This window comes from Streptomyces sp. NPDC006207 (assembly GCF_040613835.1).
Lineage (GTDB): Bacteria > Actinomycetota > Actinomycetes > Streptomycetales > Streptomycetaceae > Actinacidiphila.
Window position 1 is genome coordinate 25,374 of sequence record NZ_JBEXSX010000015.1, and the last position, 16,283, is coordinate 41,656.

A 16,283-nucleotide genomic window follows, 5' to 3' on the forward strand; every position below is an offset into this window, starting at 1 on the left:
AGAATGGGGGCGTGCGTTACGGCATTCTCGGGACGACCCAGGCTCACCGCGGCGACGGCACCGTCGTGCCGCTGGCCGGTACGCGGCTGAGGGCGCTGCTCGCCGCGCTGGCGCTGCGCCCCGGGCGGGTGCGGACCACCGAGGCGCTGATCGACGAGGTGTGGGAGGGCGAACCACCCGCCGACGCGACCGGGGCGTTGCAGGCCCTGGTCGCCCGGTTGCGCCGGGCCGTGGGTCATGAGGCCGTGGGCTCGGTGGACGGCGGCTACCGCCTGGTCGCCGCGCCGGACGCCGTGGACCTGTACCGCTTCGAGCGGCTCGTGGAGGACGGCGGCCGGGCGCTCGCCGACGGCGACGCCGCCAAGGCCGCCGAGGCGCTGGACTCCGCGTTGGCGCTGTGGCGCGGCCCGGTGCTCGCCGACCTTCCGGACCGTGGGTCCGTCGCGCCCCGCTACGACGCGTTGCGGCTGGACGCCCGGCGGCTGCGGATCACCGCCGAGGTGGCGCTCGGCCGCGCCGAGCAGGTGCTGCCGGAGGCGGTGGAGCTGGCGGTGGCCCATCCGCTGAACGAGGCGGTGCAGGTGCTGCGGCTGCGTGCGCTGCGCGAGGCGGGCCGGGGCGCCGACGCGCTGGTGGCGTACGAGGAGGTGCGGCGCGAGCTCGCCGACACGCTGGGCACCGATCCGGGCCCGGAGCTGCGCGCCCTCCACGCCGAGCTGCTGAATCCTTCCGTCCCCGCCCCCGCCAGGGACGCCGCATCGGCGCCGCCCTCAGGGAGCCCGGCGCGGCTCGGCAACGCGCGGGCCCGGCTGACCAGTTTCGTCGGCCGCGAGGCGGACCTGTCCGCGATCGCCGCGGATCTGGCGGTAGCGCGGCTGGTCACCGTCACGGGCCCCGGCGGCACCGGCAAGACCCGCCTGTCGCAGGAGGCCGGCGACCTGGTCGCCGGGCGCTGGCCGGACGGCGTCTGGTTCGCGGAACTGGCTCCCGTGGAGGACCCGCGCACCGTGGCCGTCGCCGTGGTGAACGCGCTGGGCCTGCGCGAGACGCTGCTGCACGCGGCCTCGGCGACCGAGGCGGCGCTGGCCGCAGAGGCGAAGGGGGCCGCGGCCAAGGACCCGCTGCTGCAGCTCACCGAGTACTGCGCGGAGCGCCGCATGCTGCTGGTCCTGGACAACTGCGAGCACGTGATCGGCGCCGCCGCGGAGCTCGCGGAGCGGCTGCTCGCGCACTGCCCCGGTGTGGCGGTGCTGGCCACCAGCCGCGAACCGCTCGGCGTGCCCGGCGAGCTGATCCGGCCGCTGGACCCGCTGCCGCAGACCCCCGCCCTGCGGCTGCTCGCCGACCGTGGCGCGGCGGCCCGCCCCGGCTTCACCCCGGACGAGGACCCGGAGGCCTGCGCGGAGCTGTGCCGCAGGCTCGACGGACTGCCGCTCGCCATCGAACTGGCCGCGGCCCGGCTCCGGATGATGACGCCCCGCCAGCTCGCGGACCGGCTCGACGACCGCTTCCGCATCCTCACCGCGGGCAGCCGCACCGTGCTGCCCCGGCAGCAGACGCTGCGCGCGGTCGTCGACTGGAGCTGGGGCCTGCTCAGCGAGGCCGAACGGACCGTGCTGCGACGCTTCGCCGTGTTCGCCGGCGGCTGGGACCTGGCCGCCGCCGAGGCGGTGTGCGGCGAGGACGGCGGCGACGTGGACGCCCGTGACGTCGCCTCCGTCCTGGCCTCGCTCGTCGACAAGTCGCTGGTCGTCGCCGACCTCGCCGAGGACGGCGCGCGCTACCGGATGCTGGAGACGATCGGCGAGTACGCGGCCGAACGCCTCGACGAGGCCGGTGAGCGCGACACCGTGGGGCGCCGCCACACCACGTACTTCCGCGAGTACGTGCGCACCGCCGACCCCGAGCTGCGCGGGCCGCGCCAACTGCTCTGGCTGGACCGGCTGGAGCGCCAGCACGAGAACCTGCGGGCGGCGATCCGCCGGGCGGTGGACACCGGGGACGAGCAGGAGGCGCTCTGCCTGGTGCTGGCCTGCAGCTGGTTCTGGGAGATGCGCAACTACCGCAGCGAGATCGGCCACTGGCCGGCCGTGGTGGCCGCGATGAGCCCGGTGGACGCCTTCGCCGAGCCGCTGCGGCTCCCGCCGCTGGACCGCGGGCCGCTGGAGGACCCGCTGCCGATGACGCCGCGGCAACTCACCGAGGCGCGGCGCTGGGTGCGCACCGGCGAGGTGCTGGCGTACATGGGCGAGCACGACGTGTGGAACGATCCGAGGCTGGTCGGGCTGGGCGAGGCGATCATCGAGGCCTACCCGCCGGAGCTGCCGCAGGCCAGCATGCGTCCCGGGCTGTTCCGCGTGCTCGGCGCGATGCTGACCGGTCGCTTCGACCGCATGCCCGAGCTCATCGACGGCACGGTGGAGAGCTGCCGGCTGCACGGCCGGGTGTGGGAGCTGGCGTTCGCGCTGCAGTTCCGCGCCAAGGTGATGAACGACGTGGAGGGCCGGCTCGACGCCTCCATGGACGACATCCGCGAGGCCAGGGAGCTGTTCGGCCGGGTCGGCGACGACTGGGGCATGGCCGAGGCGCTGGCGGCGGAGGCCGAGGCGAGCGCCAACGCCGGCGACTGGGCGCGTGCCGCGGACAGCTGCCGCCTGGCCATCGAACTCGCCCGCAAGCTCGGCGCGTACCAGCACGTGCCGATCATGATGGTCCGCCTCGGCGACGCCCTCGCCAACGCCGGCGACCTGGAGGAGGGGGAACGGCTGATCCGCGCGGGAGTCGCCGAGGCCGCGTCCTTCCGGCCGGTGGGCGACGACGCGGGCTACTACGGCAGGGTGCTGCTCATCGCCCTGCTCGCCCGGCGCGGTGAACTGGACGAGGCCTTCGCGCTGCTCGACGCCATGCAGGCCGACCCGCCGCGCGGCATGCCCTCGTTCATCGTCGGACTGCTCGCCGCCATCCGCGGCTGGCTCACCGGCATGGCGGGCGACCCGTACGGGGGGCTGCGCCATCTCGCGGAGTCCGTCGCCTACATGGAGGGGCATCCGCTCAGCCCGGTCATCGGGCCGCGCATGGGCGTGCTGCTCTTCCCGCCGGGCGTCGCGCTCTTCACCGGGATCGCCGGGCTGCGCAGCGGCGACGACGTCCGCGGCCCCGCGCGCCGCGCCGCGGTGGTGCTGGGCGCGCACGACGCGCTGCGGCAGACCGCCTGCACCCCGTGGGAGCGGACGAGCATGGACGAGGACGCGGTGCGGCTGCGCGGGCACCTGGGCGAGGAGGACTTCGCGGCGGCCTACCGCGAGGGCCGGGGGCTCACCTTCCCCGAGGCGGTCGAGCTGCTGCGCGAGCCCGTCTGACGCGTCCTCAACCCGCCTTCTTGCGGGGCGTCGTCTTCTTCGCCGCGGTCTTCTTGGCCGCCGCCTTCTTCGCGGGGGCCTTCCCGGCGGCCGCCTTCTTCGCCGGGGCCTTGCCGGAGGCGGTCTTCTTCGCTCCGGCCTTCTCCCCGCCGCGGGCGTCGATGCTGGCCTGGAGCGCGGCCATCAGGTCCACCACGTTGTCGGGGGCGGCGGCGACCTCGGCCATCTCGGGGACGGGTTCGCCCTCCAGCCGGGCGGCGACGAGCTCGTCCAGCGCGTGCTGGTACTCGTCGTGCATCGACTCCAGGTCGAAGTCCTCGGAAAGGGTGTCCATCAGGCTCTGCGCCATCTTCAGCTCCTGCGGCCGCACGGTGACCTTCTCCGGCGGCGCCAGCCCCTCCGCGGCGCGGAGCTCGTCGGGCCAGTACATCGTGTGCAGGACCAGCACGTCCTGGTGGACGCGCAGCAGCGCCAAGGACTCGCGGGTGCGCAGCGCGATCTTGGTGACGGCGGCCTTGCCGCTGCTGCTCAGGGCCTCGCGGAGCAGGACGTACGGCTTGGCGGCGGCGGTCTCCGCGCCGACGTAGTAGGCCCGCGACAGGGACAGCGGGTCGATCTCGTCGGCGTCGACGAAGGCGAGCACGTCGATCAGCTTCTTGCTGGGCAGGGGGAGGGCGGCCAGGTCCTCGTCGGTGAGCACCACCGTGCGGCCGGTCTCGTCCTCGTACCCCTTGGCGATCTCCGCGTAGGGGACCTCCTTGCCCTCCTTCTCGCAGTACCGCTTCATGCGGATGCGGCCGCCGTCCTCGGCGTGCACCTGGTGCAGGGAGACGCCGTGCTCCTCGGTGGCCGCGTAGAGCTTGACCGGAATGGAGACCAGCCCGAAGCCGATCGCACCTTTCCACATGGATCGCATACTTTCGTCCCTTTCCGGGGACTTTCCAGACTATGCCCGCCCCGTCAGCCTCGCCCGACCGGCAGACGGTCGAGGTGGACGGCCGCCGTGTGGTCCTCACCCACCTGGACAAGGTCGTCTTCCCGGTCACCGGTCACACCAAGGCACAGCTGCTGCAGTACTACGCCCGTGTCGCCCCGGTGCTGGTGCCGCACGCCGCCGGTCGCCTCGCCTCCTTCGTCCGCGCCCCCGAGGGCCCGCACGCCCAGCGCTGGTTCGCCAAACGCCCGCCCAGTGGCACGCCCGACTGGGTGACCACCGCCGGGGAGGCCGACGAGCCGCACATCGTCGTCGACTCCACCCCGGCCCTGGTCACCATGGCCAACCTCGGCGCCTGGGAGGTGCACGTCCCGCAGTGGACCGTGGCGGGCGGACGCGACGCCCACGACCGCCTCGTCCTCGACCTCGACCCCGGCGAGGGCGCCGACCTCGTCCTGTGCTGCCGGGTCGCCGAACGCCTGCGGCAGATGATGGAGGACGACGGGCTCGTCTCCTTCCCCGTGACCTCCGGCAGCAAGGGGCTCCACCTCTACGCGCCGCTGCGACCCGCCACCGAGGCAGCCGCCACGGGCTACGCCAAGGCACTCGCCGCCCGCATGCGCGACGAGCACCCCGGCCTCGTCGTGTTCTCCATGACGCGCAGCCTGCGCGCCGGGAAGGTCTTCATCGACTGGTCCCAGAACGCCTCCGCGAAGACCACCGCCTGCCCCTACACCCTGCGGCTGCGCGACCGCCCCGGCGTCGCCGCGCCCCTCACCTGGGACGAGGTCGCCTCCTGCCGGAAGGCGGAGGACCTCGCCTTCACCCCGGAGGAGGTCCTGCAGCGCACCGCCGACCACGGCGACCCGCTGGCCGCCCTGGACGACCCCGCCGGCCGCGGCACCCTGCCGTGACGGGCGCCCCCTCGTGACGGATCCCCTCCCGCTCCCCGTGCGCGTCGCCCTCGCCCGCCGCGTCGACACCGTACCCGCGGCCGACGCCCTCCCCGGCGGCTGCGCCTACGAGCCGAAGTTCGACGGCCACCGCATGGTCGTGCTCACCGACCCCGTACGCCTGCAGACCCGTTCCGGCCGGCTCGTGACCCCCACCTTCCCCGAGATCGCGGAAGCCGCCGGGGCCCTGCCGGCCGGCACCGTCCTCGACGGCGAGGTCGTCATCTGGCGGGACGGCCGCGTCGACTTCGGCGCCCTCCAGCGCCGCGCCCTGCGCGGGTCGCGCCGCCGTACCGACCTCCCCGCCAACTACGCGGCCTTCGACCTGCTCGCCACCGCCGGTACCGACCTGCGCGGCCGGCCGTACCACGAACGCCGCACGGCCCTCGTCGCGCTGCTGGAACCGCTCGGGCCGCCGCTGCAGGCCGTGCCCATGACGACCGACCGCGACGAGGCCGTCCACTGGTACGCCTCGCTCGCCCCGGCCGGCATCGAGGGCCTCGTCGTCAAGGGCCGCGGTCAGCGCTACCGCCCCGACCGCCGCGACTGGCTCAAGCTCCGCCACGCCGTCCCGCAGGACGCCGAGGCCATCGGCTTCACCGGCACCCCCCGCGCCCCCCGCGCCCTCGTCCTCGACCTCGGCGACGGCCCCTTCGCCACCGCGCCCCTGGACGCCCCCCTCCGCACCCAGCTCGCCGCGCTCCTCGCCCCCCCGCCGCCCCCGCCCGGCGCGACCCTCGACGACGGCACCCCCTACCGCCCCCTCCCCGCACCGCTCCCCGTCGAGATCCTCCAGGGCGAGGGCCGCCACGCGCTCACCACGGTGCTCCGCCTGCGGCCCGACGCCTGACCGCGGGGAGGAGCGCACCACCCCACCCCGGAAAGGCCGTTGAGCAGTGGTCGGTGCGGGAATACCATGGCGCGTCGCCGCTCGGCCGTCGCGGGGCGACTCCCCCTTCGGCTCCCAGGAGACCCCTTCCGGCATGCGTGCGTTCCTCCAGGCCGTCCGGCTGCTCGTGCTGCTGCTCGGCTTCTACGTCATGGCCGTCGGCCTGCTCGCGTCGATCGTCGCCGCGGACGTCGTCCTCACCGACGTCGCGCTGCGACAGGGCTACGTGACCTTCCTGTTCCTGGGCATCAGCGTCGCCTTCGCCTCACCGCTGGTGTCGGGCCTGTTCGCCTCCGTCCGCGGCGTCAACCGTCACCGGCCGGCCGGGGTGCGGGTGACCGCGGACGAGCAACCGGAGCTGTGGGCGCGTGTGCGCCGGGTGGCCGAGGGCATGGAGACGGCGGCCCCCGTCGAGCTCTGGCTCGTGGCGGAGCCGATGGCGGCCGTCTGGCAGAGCTCCTGGGTGCTCGGCCTGGTCGCCGGGCGCCGGCGGATGGTGCTCGGCATCCCGTACCTGACGGGGCTGACGGAACGCCAGATCGACGCGGTCATCGCCCACGAACTCGGCCACTTCGCCCGGCGCGACACCCTCCTGGCGGGGCTGGCCGCCCGCAACCGCGCGGGCCTGATGCGGGTCCTGGAGCGCTACGCCGAGGACGGCAACGGCATCGGCCACGCGATGGGCTCGATGTTCGCCGGCTACGCCCGCTTCTGCCTGCGGACGACGCAGGCCCAGGCACGCCTCGGGGAACTGGCCGCGGACCGCGCCGCCGCGCGGATCGCCGGACGGGACACCACCGCCGCCGCCCTGCGGCGCATCCCCCTGCTCGACGCCGCGCACACCCGCTACGTCCGGGAGTACGCCGGCATCGGTACCGCGCTCGGTCTGCTCCCTCCGGCCGAGGAGGTGCACCCCGGCTTCGGCGCGTTCCTGGACAGCGGCACCTGGCGGGAGGAGGAGCGGCGGCTGATCGCCGACCCGCCCCGGGAGAAGACCTCGCCCTACGACTCGCACCCCCCGATGCGCGAGCGGGTCGCGGCGATCGAGGCGCTGCCCGAGGACGCCGCCGGGACCGTCCCCGGCGAGCCGTCACCGGCGGGCGCCGGCCTGCTCGGGGATCCCGTGGCAACCGGTGCCCGCACCGTGCTGGCGCTCCCCGGGGCCGCCGGGCTGCGGCAGCTGCCCTGGCGGGACCTGGCCGCCGAGGTGGGGACGGCGGAGCTCGGCGCCGAGACGACGCCGGTGCTCCGGGCCGCCCGCGCCGTCCTGCGCACCCCCGCGGACCTCGGGATGCTGCTGGACGCCCTCGACGCCGGGCGCTGGCCGGAGGTCGTCGACTGCATGCCGCGCCCCGGCCACGGGGGCCACATGCTCCTCGACGACTCCCTGCGGGCGCGTGCCCGCGCCGATGCCGCGGACGGGCTGTACTCCCTGGCGCTGGCGGCCCTGGTCGAGGACGGCCGGGCCCGCTGGGAACTGGACTGGGAACGCGGCAGGCACCTGGAGTTCGACGAGGGCGTCCACGCCGCCCTGGACCGTGCCGTGGACGCGGCCGTGTCCCCGCAGGACGGAGCGGAACCGGACAGCTCGGGCCTGCGGGAACTCCTCGGGCTGCCCGTGGACCGGGCACCGGCTCAGACCTGAGACGTTGCGGCCGGCACCTCACGGGTGCGGGTCCAGCGCAGCAGGGTGTCCGCGTCCCAGGTGTTCACCACCCGCTGCGGAGGGACGCCGCACTCCTCGGCGCGGGCACAGCCGTGGATCTGCCAGTCCAGCTGGCCGGGGGCGTGGGCATCGCTGTCGATGCTGAAGAGGACCCCGGCCTCCACGGCCTTGCGCAGCAGCCGCCGCGGCGGGTCGAGCCGGTCCGGGCGGCTGTTGATCTCCACGGCCACCCCGAAGCGCTCGCAGGCGGCGAAGACCAGGTCCGCGTCGAACTCCGACTCCGGGCGCAGCTTGCCGGCCACCAGCCGTCCCGTGCAGTGCCCCAGCACGTCCACCAGCGGATTGCTGATGGCGGAGATCATCCGCCGGGTCATCTCGTCCCGGTCCATCCGCAGCTTGGAGTGGACGGACGCGACGACGACGTCCAGCCGGTCCAGCAGCTCCGCGTTCTGGTCGAGGGCGCCGTCCGCGAGGATGTCGCATTCGATGCCGGTCAGCAGCCGGAAGGAGCCGGGGAGACGGGCGCCGACCTCGGCCACCACCTCCAGCTGGGCGCGCAGCCGCTCGGCGGTGAGCCCCCGGGCGACGGTCAGCCGCGGGGAGTGGTCGGTGAGCGCCGCCCACTCGTGGCCCAGCTCCATCGCGGTGCGGGCCATCGTCTCGATCGGGCTGCCGCCGTCGGACCAGTCCGAGTGCAGATGGCAGTCGCCGCGCAGCGCGGCCCGCATCCGCCGCCCCGCGTCGCCCTCCGGCCGGTTGACCGCGTCCGCGGCTCCCTCCGCCAGCCGGGTCAGGTAGGCGGGCCGGTGGCCCGCCAGCGCCTCCCGGACGACGGCGGCGGTCTTCGGGCCGAGCCCCTTGACCTCCTCCAGGCCACCCGGCCGTTCCGCGCGCCGCCGGAGTTCCTCCGGCGGCATCGCGGAGACCGTGGCGGAGGCCCCGCGGAAGGCACGGACCCGGTACGTCGGGGCGCCGTCCCGCTCCAGCAGGAAGGCGATCCGGTCCAGCGCCTCGACGGGGTCCATGCCTCCAGGATCAGGTCTTGTTGCGGAACCTCGCCACCGCCAGCGGCGCACTGATCACCGTGATGCCCACGGCCCACATCAGCGTCATCATCGCCGAGTGCGCGACCGCACCGCCGTTGATCAGGTTGCGGGAGGCGTCGGCGAGGTTGGACAGCGGGTTGTAGCGGGTGAAGGCCTCCAGCCAGCCCGGCATGGTCGTGGGCTTGGCGAAGATCGAGCTCCCGAACTGCAGCGGCAGGACGACGATCATGGCGAGTCCCTGGACGGACTGGGGGGTCCGGGCGACCAGACCCAGGAGGATGAAGACCCACATCAGCGAGGCCCCGAAGGTCAGCGACAGCACCACCGCGCCCACCAGCCCGAACACACCGTTGTCCACGTGCAGTCCGAGGATGAAGCCCATCACGAGGAGGATCACCGTGGCGACCAGCGCCCGGCCGATCTCCACCACGATCTTCGCGATCAGCACGGAGGAGCGGGCGATGGGCATCGTGCGGAAGCGGTCCATCACCCCGGTCTTGAAGTCCGAGTTGACGCCCGTGCCGACGGCCATGGCGATGTTCATGCCCATCATGGCCATCAGGCCGGGCACCATGTAGTTGACGTACTTCTCCTGGCTGCCCTCGAGCGCGCCGCCGAAGACGTACACGAACAGCAGCGTGAAGACGATCGGCATCAGCAGCGCGTCGAACATCGACTCCGGGTCCTGCCGGATCTGCAGGACGTTGCGCCGCACGAGGGCGCCGATGTGCCGGAGGTTGGCGCGCAGCCCGATCCGCGGATCGGCGGTGGCGGCCTTGGTGTTCCCCGCGGGGACGGTGACGGCGGTCATGCCGCGAGCTCCTCTCGGTCCCGGGTGCCGCTGCCGCGCGTGACGGCCAGGAACACCTCGTCCAGGCTGGGCAGATGGGTGTCGATGCCGGCGATGGCGAAGCCGTGCGCGCCGAGCGCGGCCACGACGTCCGTCAGCTGCTCGTCGCTGAGGATGGGCACGTTGAGCACCCCGCCCGCGTGGTCCGGCACGGCCTGCGTCCCCGTGCCGAGCGCCGTCGCCATCGCGTCCAGCTCCCCGGGGTCCACCGGCCTCACCTGCAGGGTCCGGCCGCCGACCTTCGCCTTCAGTTCCTCGACCCGGCCGCCGGCGATCACCCGGCCGCGGTCGATGACCGTCAGCTCGTGCGCGAGCTTCTCGGCCTCCTCCATGTACTGCGTGGTCAGCAGCACGGTCGAGCCGTCCGCGACCATGTTCTGCACCTCGTCCCACACCTCGTTGCGGGTGCGGGGGTCCAGGCCGGTGGTCGGCTCGTCCAGGTACAGCACCGCCGGGCGGCCGATCATCGACGCCGCCAGGTCCAGGCGGCGGCGCATGCCGCCGGAGTACTCCTTGGCGGGCTTGCGGGCGGCGTCCGTCAGCGAGAACCGCTCCAGCAGCTCGTCCGCCCTGCTCCGCGCGTCCCGCCGGGACAGGTCCAGCAGCCTGCCGATCATGTAGAGGTTCTCGCGGCCCGACAGGGACTCGTCGACCGACGCGTACTGCCCGGTCAGCCCGATCACCCGGCGCAGCTGCCGGGGCTGCGCCACCACGTCGTAACCGGCCACCATCGCCGTGCCGGCGTCCGGCCGGATCAGCGTGGACAGGATCCGCACCAACGTCGTCTTCCCGGCGCCGTTCGGCCCCAGCACGCCGAGCACGGTCCCCTGCCGCACGTCCAGGTCCACCCCGTCGAGGGCCTTCGTCTCCCCGTAGCGCTTCACGAGCCCCCGCACCCTGACGGCGGCGTCCGCGCTCTTGGCATCTCGTTGTGTCATGCCGCCACGGTCGCGCGCCTCACCGACACGGCGCCGACATATCGCTGACAGCCTCACCGACACGGTGCCGACGCGCCCCCGGCCGCCGACGCGACGCCACCGGAGAACGCCCGAGGGGGGACGCGCACCGCGCGTCCCCCCTCGGGCATCGGCCCTTCAGTGCCTACGTGGTGACCGACACCAGCCGCTGCCCCTGGGACGTGACGACGTCGAACCGTGAGATGGAGTCCGGCTGCATCCCCGCCGACCCGTCCAGCGTGAGCGGGTTGGGCTGGTCGGAGGTGCCGTAGCCGGCCGTCGGGACGCTCCAGGTGCCGACCGTCTGCTGGGAGCCGTCCTTGCCGACGACGACCAGGCGGCAGGTCAGCGGGCCCTGGACCCCGGCGAGGGTGAGGCCGACCTCGCTGCCCCACTTCTTCTCGTTGACACCGACCGTCGCCTTGACGCCCGTGGAGTTGTCGGTGCCCTTGAACTGCTCCGCGTAGACCCTGGCCTGGGCGTCGTCGGAGCCGCCGCCGGAGGCGAGCACCGCGACGGTGGGGCCCGCCACGATCAGCGCCACCGAGGCGGCGAGCGCGAACATCCTGCGCCGGGCGCGGGTCTTGCGGTCGTCCGACACCTTGCCGAGCAGACGTCCGAGCACCTTGTCGCCACTGGGCGGGAGGGGCACTCCGGCGCCGGCGGGAGCGAGTTCGGCGAGTACCGGCACGAGGCCGCTCAGCTCGTCGAGCTGCTGTCCGCACTGGTGGCAGATGGCGAGATGTTCCTCGAAGCGCGCCATGTCGGCGTCGTCGAGCACGCCGAGGACGTACGCCCCGACGTCGACGTGCGGGTCGTGGGGGGTACCTGCCCCGGAGCCGTAACCGTAGACCGTCACGAGGTGGTCACACCCCTTTCCTCAAGAGCGATTTTCAGGGAGCGGAGGGCGTAGAAGACGCGTGAGCGCACGGTGCCGGGCGGTACCCCCAGCGCCGCCGCGGCCTCGTTGACCGTCCGGCCCTTGAAGTACGTTTCGATCAGCACCTGGCGGTGGGCCTCGGTGAGATCATCCAGTGCGTCGGAGATCGTCATCAGCCTCAGGGAGCGTTCGAGTTCGTCCTCGGCCGGGAGTTGGTCGAGGGCGGCCGGGGAGGCCTCCGGGGGCCGTGCCTGACGGCTGCGGTGGCCGTCGATCACGATCCGCCGGGCGACCGTCACCAACCAGGGCCGCAGGGAACGGGCGCCCGGGTCGAGCCGGGACGCGCTCTTCCACGCGCGCAGCAGGGTCTCCTGCACGACGTCCTCGGCCAGGTAGCGGTCACCGCCGACCAGCCGAAGAACGTATGCGAAGAGCGCACCCGCGTGTTCGCGGTAGAGCGCCCGCATGAGGTCCTCTTCGGGGACCCCACCTGAGCGATGGTCGGCCACGAGCGCATCCTGCCCTACTGATCGCTGGGGGTCGAGTCCTCTCAATGCCTGCTGTCCCATCAGTACCCGTCTGACCCGTTCTCGGAGGAGGCGCTCTTCGGCTGCGCGGGCGCCCCGGCCTTCTCGCCGTCCGGGGTGGCCGCGTACCAGGTGCGGTTCGCGCCCTGGCCCTTGGTGTCGCCCGGGTTCTTGTCGCCCGCGAAGTGGTAGAGCGGCATTCCGTTGAGCGTGAGCTGCATCGTGCCGTCGGGGCGCTTCACGCTGCCGACCAGGTTCTGGTCCACGCCCTGCACCTGGGTGTCCGAGACCGCGGCGGCCGGCAGCCACTGGGTCGCGCACTCGCCGGTGCAGGTCGAGGTCGGCGGGTTGGGCTTGTCCTGCTCGAAGCGGTACAGCACCCAGCCCTTCTCGTCGGTGACCAGCTTGCCGAGCTGGGCGTTGTCGACGGTCCGGAGGCCGGGCGCCGGTGCGGGCTGCGACGCCTGGATCGCGCCCACCGGGGGACTGGCATTGTCGACGCCCGCGTTGCAGGCGGTGGCGACGATCAGCGCGGCGGAGGCGAATGCCCCCGCCCCCACCGATCGGCGCAACTTCGGAACGTTCATGCCACGGCCCCCGGCACTTCTCGTCGGTGCTCCGCCCCTGGTGGGCGGTTGCCCACTCATACGGGGGTGAGGGCCGGTGTACTCAACGTCCTCAGAAAAAACTTCCGCCCCGGGGAGGGGGTGCCCGGGGCGGAAGCCGGCGGTGGGTCGCACCGCCTCAGGGGGAAGTCGCGCGTGGCGCCGCGACAGGTCGTCCGAGGGTCAGTGGAAGCTGTGCTCCGCAGCCGGGTAGGCACCGCCCACGACGTCCTCGGCGAAGGCCTTGGCCGCACCGCCGAGGGTCTCGCGCAGCGCCGCGTACTGCTTGACGAAGCGCGGCACCCGGCCGCCGGTCATCCCGGCGAAGTCCGTCCAGACCAGCACCTGGGCGTCGCACTCCACGCCCGCGCCGATGCCGACCGTCGGGATGTGCAGGATCCGGGTGACCTCCGCGGCCAGCTCGGCCGGGACCAGCTCCAGCACGACGGCGAAGGCGCCGGCGTTCTGCACGGCCTTGGCGTCGCGCAGCAGCTGCTGGGCGGCCTCCTCGCCGCGGCCCTGGACCGGGTAGCCACCGAAGGCGTTGACCGACTGCGGGGTGAGGCCGATGTGGGCCATCACGGGGATGCCGGCCTGGACGAGCAGGTCGATCTGCTGGGCGGAGCGCTCGCCGCCCTCCAGCTTCACGGCGCCCACCCCGGCCTCCTTGACCAGCCGGGTCGCGCTGCGCAGCGCCTGCGTCGGACCCTCCTGGTACGAGCCGAACGGCAGGTCGCCGATGACCATCGCGCGCTTGGTGCCGCGCACCACGGCCGCGGACAGCATCGTCATCTCGTCCAGCGTGACCGGGACGGTGCTCTCGTAGCCGAGGTGACAGTTGCCCATCGAGTCGCCGACCAGCAGCACGGGGATGCCGGCCTCGTCGAAGACCGAGGCGGTCATGGCGTCGTAGGCGGTGAGCATAGGCCACTTCTCGCCGCGCTCCTTGGCGGCGGCGATGTCCCGGACGGTGATCCGCCGTGTCCCCTTGCCGCCGTACAGCGCCTTGCTGCTGTCGGGAGCGGGCTGGGCGGGCGTCTGGGCAGCCGGAACGGCATGCGTCATTGCAACTGCTCCTTGTGTCATCTCGAGGCGCCCTGACGGCGTCCCCGGACCGATTCCATGCTGACACGCGCCGCCGTCCGCGCAAAGGGGGGCGTCCGTCACTGCCCCTTTTGCCGAGGTTTTACAATACGAGACGGTCCCGTATCGGAAATCGGGTCTACGTTGACGGCATGCCCGCCGACACAGCCCAGCCGCAGAGCCCCAGCGTCCCGGAGGCGGTCCACCGCCGCCGCTGGGGGATCCTGACCGTCCTGCTGTTCAGCCTCCTCGTGGTGGTCCTGGACAACTCGATCCTCAACGTCGCGATGAAGACCATCGCCGAGCCCGCCCCGACCGGCCTGGGTGCCACCCAGAGCCAGCTGGAGTGGGCGATCAACTCCTACACACTGGTCTTCGCCGGTCTGCTGTTCACCGCGGGCCTGCTCGGCGACCGCCTCGGCCGCAAGAAGGTGCTCCTGTTCGGCATGGCCGTCTTCGGCGTCGGATCGGTGCTCTCGGCCTTCGCCGGGTCCTCCGGCGAGCTGATCACCTTCCGCGCGGTCATGGGCTTCGGCGGCGCCTTCGTGATGCCCGCGACGCTCGCCATCATCATCAACGTCTTCGAGCGCGAGGAGCAGCCCAAGGCGATCGGCATCTGGACCGGTGCGGTGGGCCTGGCGATAGCCATCGGCCCGGTCACCGGCGGACTGCTCCTCGACCACTTCTGGTGGGGCTCGGTCTTCCTGGTGAACGTGCCGATCATCGCCGTCGCCCTGGTCGCGATGGTGCTCATCGTCCCCGACTCCCGCGACCCACGGCCGGGCCGCCTCGACCCCGTCGGCGTGCTGCTGTCCATCGTCGGCCTGGTGCTGCTGGTGTACGGCATCATCAAGGGCGGCCAGCTCGCCGACTTCACCGCCCCCACGCCCCTGGCGGCCATCATCGGCGGCCTCGTGGTCCTCGGCGCCTTCGTCTGGCACGAGGCCCGCAGCAGCCACCCCGCCTTCGACGTCTCCTACTTCCGCAACCCGACCTTCTCGGCCTCGGTCTCCGCGATCGGCCTGGTCTTCTTCGCGCTCATGGGCGTGACCTTCTTCATGGTCTTCTACACCCAGAGCGTGCGCGGCTACAGCGCCCTGGACTCCGGCCTGCTGCTGCTCCCGCTCGCCGTCGCCCAGCTCGTCTTCGCGCCCCGTGCCCGGCTGGTCGTCGACCGGATCGGCGCCCGCCTCACCTGCGCCGCCGGGCTCGCGCTGATAGCGCTCAGCTTCCTCGGCTTCCAGCTGCTCGACGCCGACACCCCGATCTGGCAGCTGGAGGTGCTGTTCTTCCTCATGGGCACGGCCATGGCCCACGTGATGCCGCCCGCGACCGTCGCCATCATGTCCTCCCTGCCGCGTGAGAAGGCCGGCTCCGGCTCCGCCGTCAACAACACCTTCCGGCAGGTCGGCGGCGCGCTCGGCGTTGCGGTGCTGGGCTCGCTGATGTCGACGGTCTACCGTGACGGCATCGCGGACCACCTGACGGGCCTCCCCGCCGACGTGCAGCACCGGGCCGGCGAGTCCATCGAGGCCACGCGCGCCGTGGCCGAGAGCATGGGTCCCGCGGGCAAGGCGCTGCTCGCCCCGGCCACCGACGCCTTCCTCGACGCCATGCACGTCACCGCCTACGTCGCGAGCGGTGTCGCGCTGCTCGGCATGCTCGTCGTCGTGGTCTTCCTGCCCGGCAAGACCGCCGGGGGGCGTCCCGCTGGCGGAGAGGAACGCGAGGTCAGCCCGGTGGGGGCGGAGCGGTGACCGGCACCCGGGCGGTGACGGAACCCGGCGGCGACACGGTCCCCGGGCCCGCCGGGCGCCTCCCGCGCGGCCGTCCGCGCAGCGCCGCCGCCGACACCGCGATCATCGAGGCCGTCCTCAGCATGCTGGAGGAGGGCGCCACGATCGGGGAGCTGTCGATGGAGCGCATCGCCCGCGCCGCCGGCGTCGGCAAGGCCACCGTCTACCGGCGCTGGGCGGGCAAGAACGCGCTGATGCTCGACGTCATGAAGTCCGTCGACGAGCAGACCCCGCGGCTCGCCGGCCGCTCGGTCCGCGACGACCTGGTCACCTGCGTCGAATTCATACGGCGCAGGGCCCTGGTCAAGCGCTCCTCCGCCCTGCTGCGCAACGTCCTCGCCCAGGTGCAGAACGAGCCGGAACTGTGGGCCGCCTACCACGACACCGTCATCGCGGCCCGGCGCGCCCAGGTCCGCGAGGTCCTGGGCCGGGGCATCCGCAGCGGCGAACTCCGCGACGACATCGACCCGGAACTCCTCGGGGACCTCTTCATCGGCCCCATGCTGTCGCGTTCGATGCTGCGGCCGGACGCGGCACTGCCGGAGGGGCTGTCGGAGCTGATCGTCGACTCGGTGCTGCAGGGCGTCCGCGCCGGGCGCTGAACGCCTGGGGGAACAAGGGGGAATGTCCTGATTCTGTCACAGGGTGCCCTTTCGCCGGGCGGCGGGGGAACCTGTCGCCCGGCGAGTCCCGTCCTCCGGGCGTCGATCGCCTATGGTCGACTGAGCACCTGGCAAGA

Annotated in this window: 14 protein-coding genes; 6 read left to right on the forward strand and 8 right to left on the reverse strand. The window is 73.3% G+C overall.

Annotation, left to right across the window (positions count from 1 at the left end; translation table 11 throughout):
* Positions 1-11: 11 nt before the first annotated feature.
* A complete protein-coding gene (locus ABZ312_RS14615) occupies positions 12-3,359 on the forward strand; it encodes an ATP-binding protein (protein WP_500437758.1) in 3,348 nt (1,115 codons plus the stop codon).
* A gap of 7 nt (positions 3,360-3,366) precedes the next feature.
* On the opposite strand, the gene ku is transcribed toward ABZ312_RS14615, so the two are convergent.
* Complete coding sequence (ku, locus tag ABZ312_RS14620) at positions 3,367-4,266, reverse strand: non-homologous end joining protein Ku (protein ID WP_500322258.1); 900 nt, start codon at positions 4,264-4,266, stop codon at positions 3,367-3,369.
* 41 nt (positions 4,267-4,307) lie between these two features.
* Here ku and ligD point away from each other — a divergent pair, with 41 nt between their 5' ends.
* From ligD to ABZ312_RS14635, 3 genes are all read left to right on the forward strand, one after another.
* On the forward strand, positions 4,308-5,207 hold the full coding sequence (gene ligD / locus ABZ312_RS14625; RefSeq protein ID WP_500322259.1) for a non-homologous end-joining DNA ligase: 900 nt from the start codon (positions 4,308-4,310) through the stop codon (positions 5,205-5,207).
* A 13-nt stretch (positions 5,208-5,220) separates the two neighbouring features.
* A complete protein-coding gene (locus ABZ312_RS14630) occupies positions 5,221-6,096 on the forward strand; it encodes an ATP-dependent DNA ligase (protein ID WP_500437759.1) in 876 nt (291 codons plus the stop codon).
* Positions 6,097-6,229: 133 nt separating this feature from the next.
* Positions 6,230-7,780, forward strand: a complete 1,551-nt coding sequence (locus ABZ312_RS14635) for a M48 family metallopeptidase (protein WP_500437760.1) — start codon at positions 6,230-6,232, stop codon at positions 7,778-7,780.
* Here ABZ312_RS14635 and ABZ312_RS14640 read toward each other — a convergent pair.
* From ABZ312_RS14640 to panB, 7 genes are all read right to left on the reverse strand, one after another.
* On the reverse strand, positions 7,771-8,826 hold the full coding sequence (locus ABZ312_RS14640; protein ID WP_500360248.1) for a PHP domain-containing protein: 1,056 nt from the start codon (positions 8,824-8,826) through the stop codon (positions 7,771-7,773). The genes ABZ312_RS14635 and ABZ312_RS14640 overlap by 10 nt on opposite strands.
* 10 nt (positions 8,827-8,836) lie before the next feature.
* The gene (locus tag ABZ312_RS14645; RefSeq protein ID WP_500322265.1) at positions 8,837-9,658 is read right to left on the reverse strand and encodes an ABC transporter permease; all 822 of its coding nucleotides are present in this window, start codon (positions 9,656-9,658) and stop codon (positions 8,837-8,839) included.
* A complete protein-coding gene (locus ABZ312_RS14650; protein ID WP_500322266.1) occupies positions 9,655-10,635 on the reverse strand; it encodes an ATP-binding cassette domain-containing protein in 981 nt (326 codons plus the stop codon). Before ABZ312_RS14650 ends, ABZ312_RS14645 begins: the two co-directional genes overlap by 4 nt.
* Positions 10,636-10,798: 163 nt before the next feature.
* Complete coding sequence (locus ABZ312_RS14655; protein WP_500322268.1) at positions 10,799-11,512, reverse strand: anti-sigma factor family protein; 714 nt, start codon at positions 11,510-11,512, stop codon at positions 10,799-10,801.
* On the reverse strand, positions 11,509-12,102 hold the full coding sequence (locus ABZ312_RS14660) for a sigma-70 family RNA polymerase sigma factor (RefSeq protein WP_089221762.1): 594 nt from the start codon (positions 12,100-12,102) through the stop codon (positions 11,509-11,511). The genes ABZ312_RS14655 and ABZ312_RS14660 overlap by 4 nt, the downstream gene beginning before the upstream one ends.
* Entirely contained in the window at positions 12,102-12,647 is a 546-nt protein-coding gene (locus ABZ312_RS14665) for a hypothetical protein (protein ID WP_499511531.1), read from the reverse strand. The genes ABZ312_RS14660 and ABZ312_RS14665 overlap by 1 nt, the downstream gene beginning before the upstream one ends.
* A 201-nt stretch (positions 12,648-12,848) precedes the next feature.
* Entirely contained in the window at positions 12,849-13,730 is an 882-nt protein-coding gene (panB, locus tag ABZ312_RS14670) for a 3-methyl-2-oxobutanoate hydroxymethyltransferase (protein WP_500360249.1), read from the reverse strand.
* A 170-nt stretch (positions 13,731-13,900) separates the two neighbouring features.
* Between panB and ABZ312_RS14675 the strand changes: the two genes are divergently transcribed.
* A complete protein-coding gene (locus ABZ312_RS14675) occupies positions 13,901-15,505 on the forward strand; it encodes a DHA2 family efflux MFS transporter permease subunit (RefSeq protein ID WP_500322270.1) in 1,605 nt (534 codons plus the stop codon).
* Positions 15,502-16,146: a TetR/AcrR family transcriptional regulator gene (locus ABZ312_RS14680; protein ID WP_500322271.1), complete on the forward strand. Its 645-nt coding sequence runs from the start codon at positions 15,502-15,504 to the stop codon at positions 16,144-16,146. Before ABZ312_RS14675 ends, ABZ312_RS14680 begins: the two co-directional genes overlap by 4 nt.
* Positions 16,147-16,283: the final 137 nt, after the last annotated feature.

Bases quoted from the DNA above. Each gene is read 5' to 3' on its own strand.
- ABZ312_RS14640 (WP_500360248.1), bottom strand. From the start codon at position 8,826: ATGGACCCCGTCGAGGCGCTGGACCGGATCGCCTTCCTGCTGGAGCGG.
- ABZ312_RS14665 (WP_499511531.1), bottom strand. From the start codon at position 12,647: ATGAACGTTCCGAAGTTGCGCCGATCGGTGGGGGCGGGGGCATTCGCC.
- ABZ312_RS14635 (WP_500437760.1), top strand. From the start codon at position 6,230: ATGCGTGCGTTCCTCCAGGCCGTCCGGCTGCTCGTGCTGCTGCTCGGC.
- ABZ312_RS14650 (WP_500322266.1), bottom strand. From the start codon at position 10,635: ATGACACAACGAGATGCCAAGAGCGCGGACGCCGCCGTCAGGGTGCGG.
- ku (WP_500322258.1), bottom strand. From the start codon at position 4,266: ATGTGGAAAGGTGCGATCGGCTTCGGGCTGGTCTCCATTCCGGTCAAG.
- ABZ312_RS14645 (WP_500322265.1), bottom strand. From the start codon at position 9,658: ATGACCGCCGTCACCGTCCCCGCGGGGAACACCAAGGCCGCCACCGCC.
- ligD (WP_500322259.1), top strand. From the start codon at position 4,308: ATGCCCGCCCCGTCAGCCTCGCCCGACCGGCAGACGGTCGAGGTGGAC.
- panB (WP_500360249.1), bottom strand. From the start codon at position 13,730: ATGACGCATGCCGTTCCGGCTGCCCAGACGCCCGCCCAGCCCGCTCCC.
- ABZ312_RS14660 (WP_089221762.1), bottom strand. From the start codon at position 12,102: ATGGGACAGCAGGCATTGAGAGGACTCGACCCCCAGCGATCAGTAGGG.
- ABZ312_RS14675 (WP_500322270.1), top strand. From the start codon at position 13,901: ATGCCCGCCGACACAGCCCAGCCGCAGAGCCCCAGCGTCCCGGAGGCG.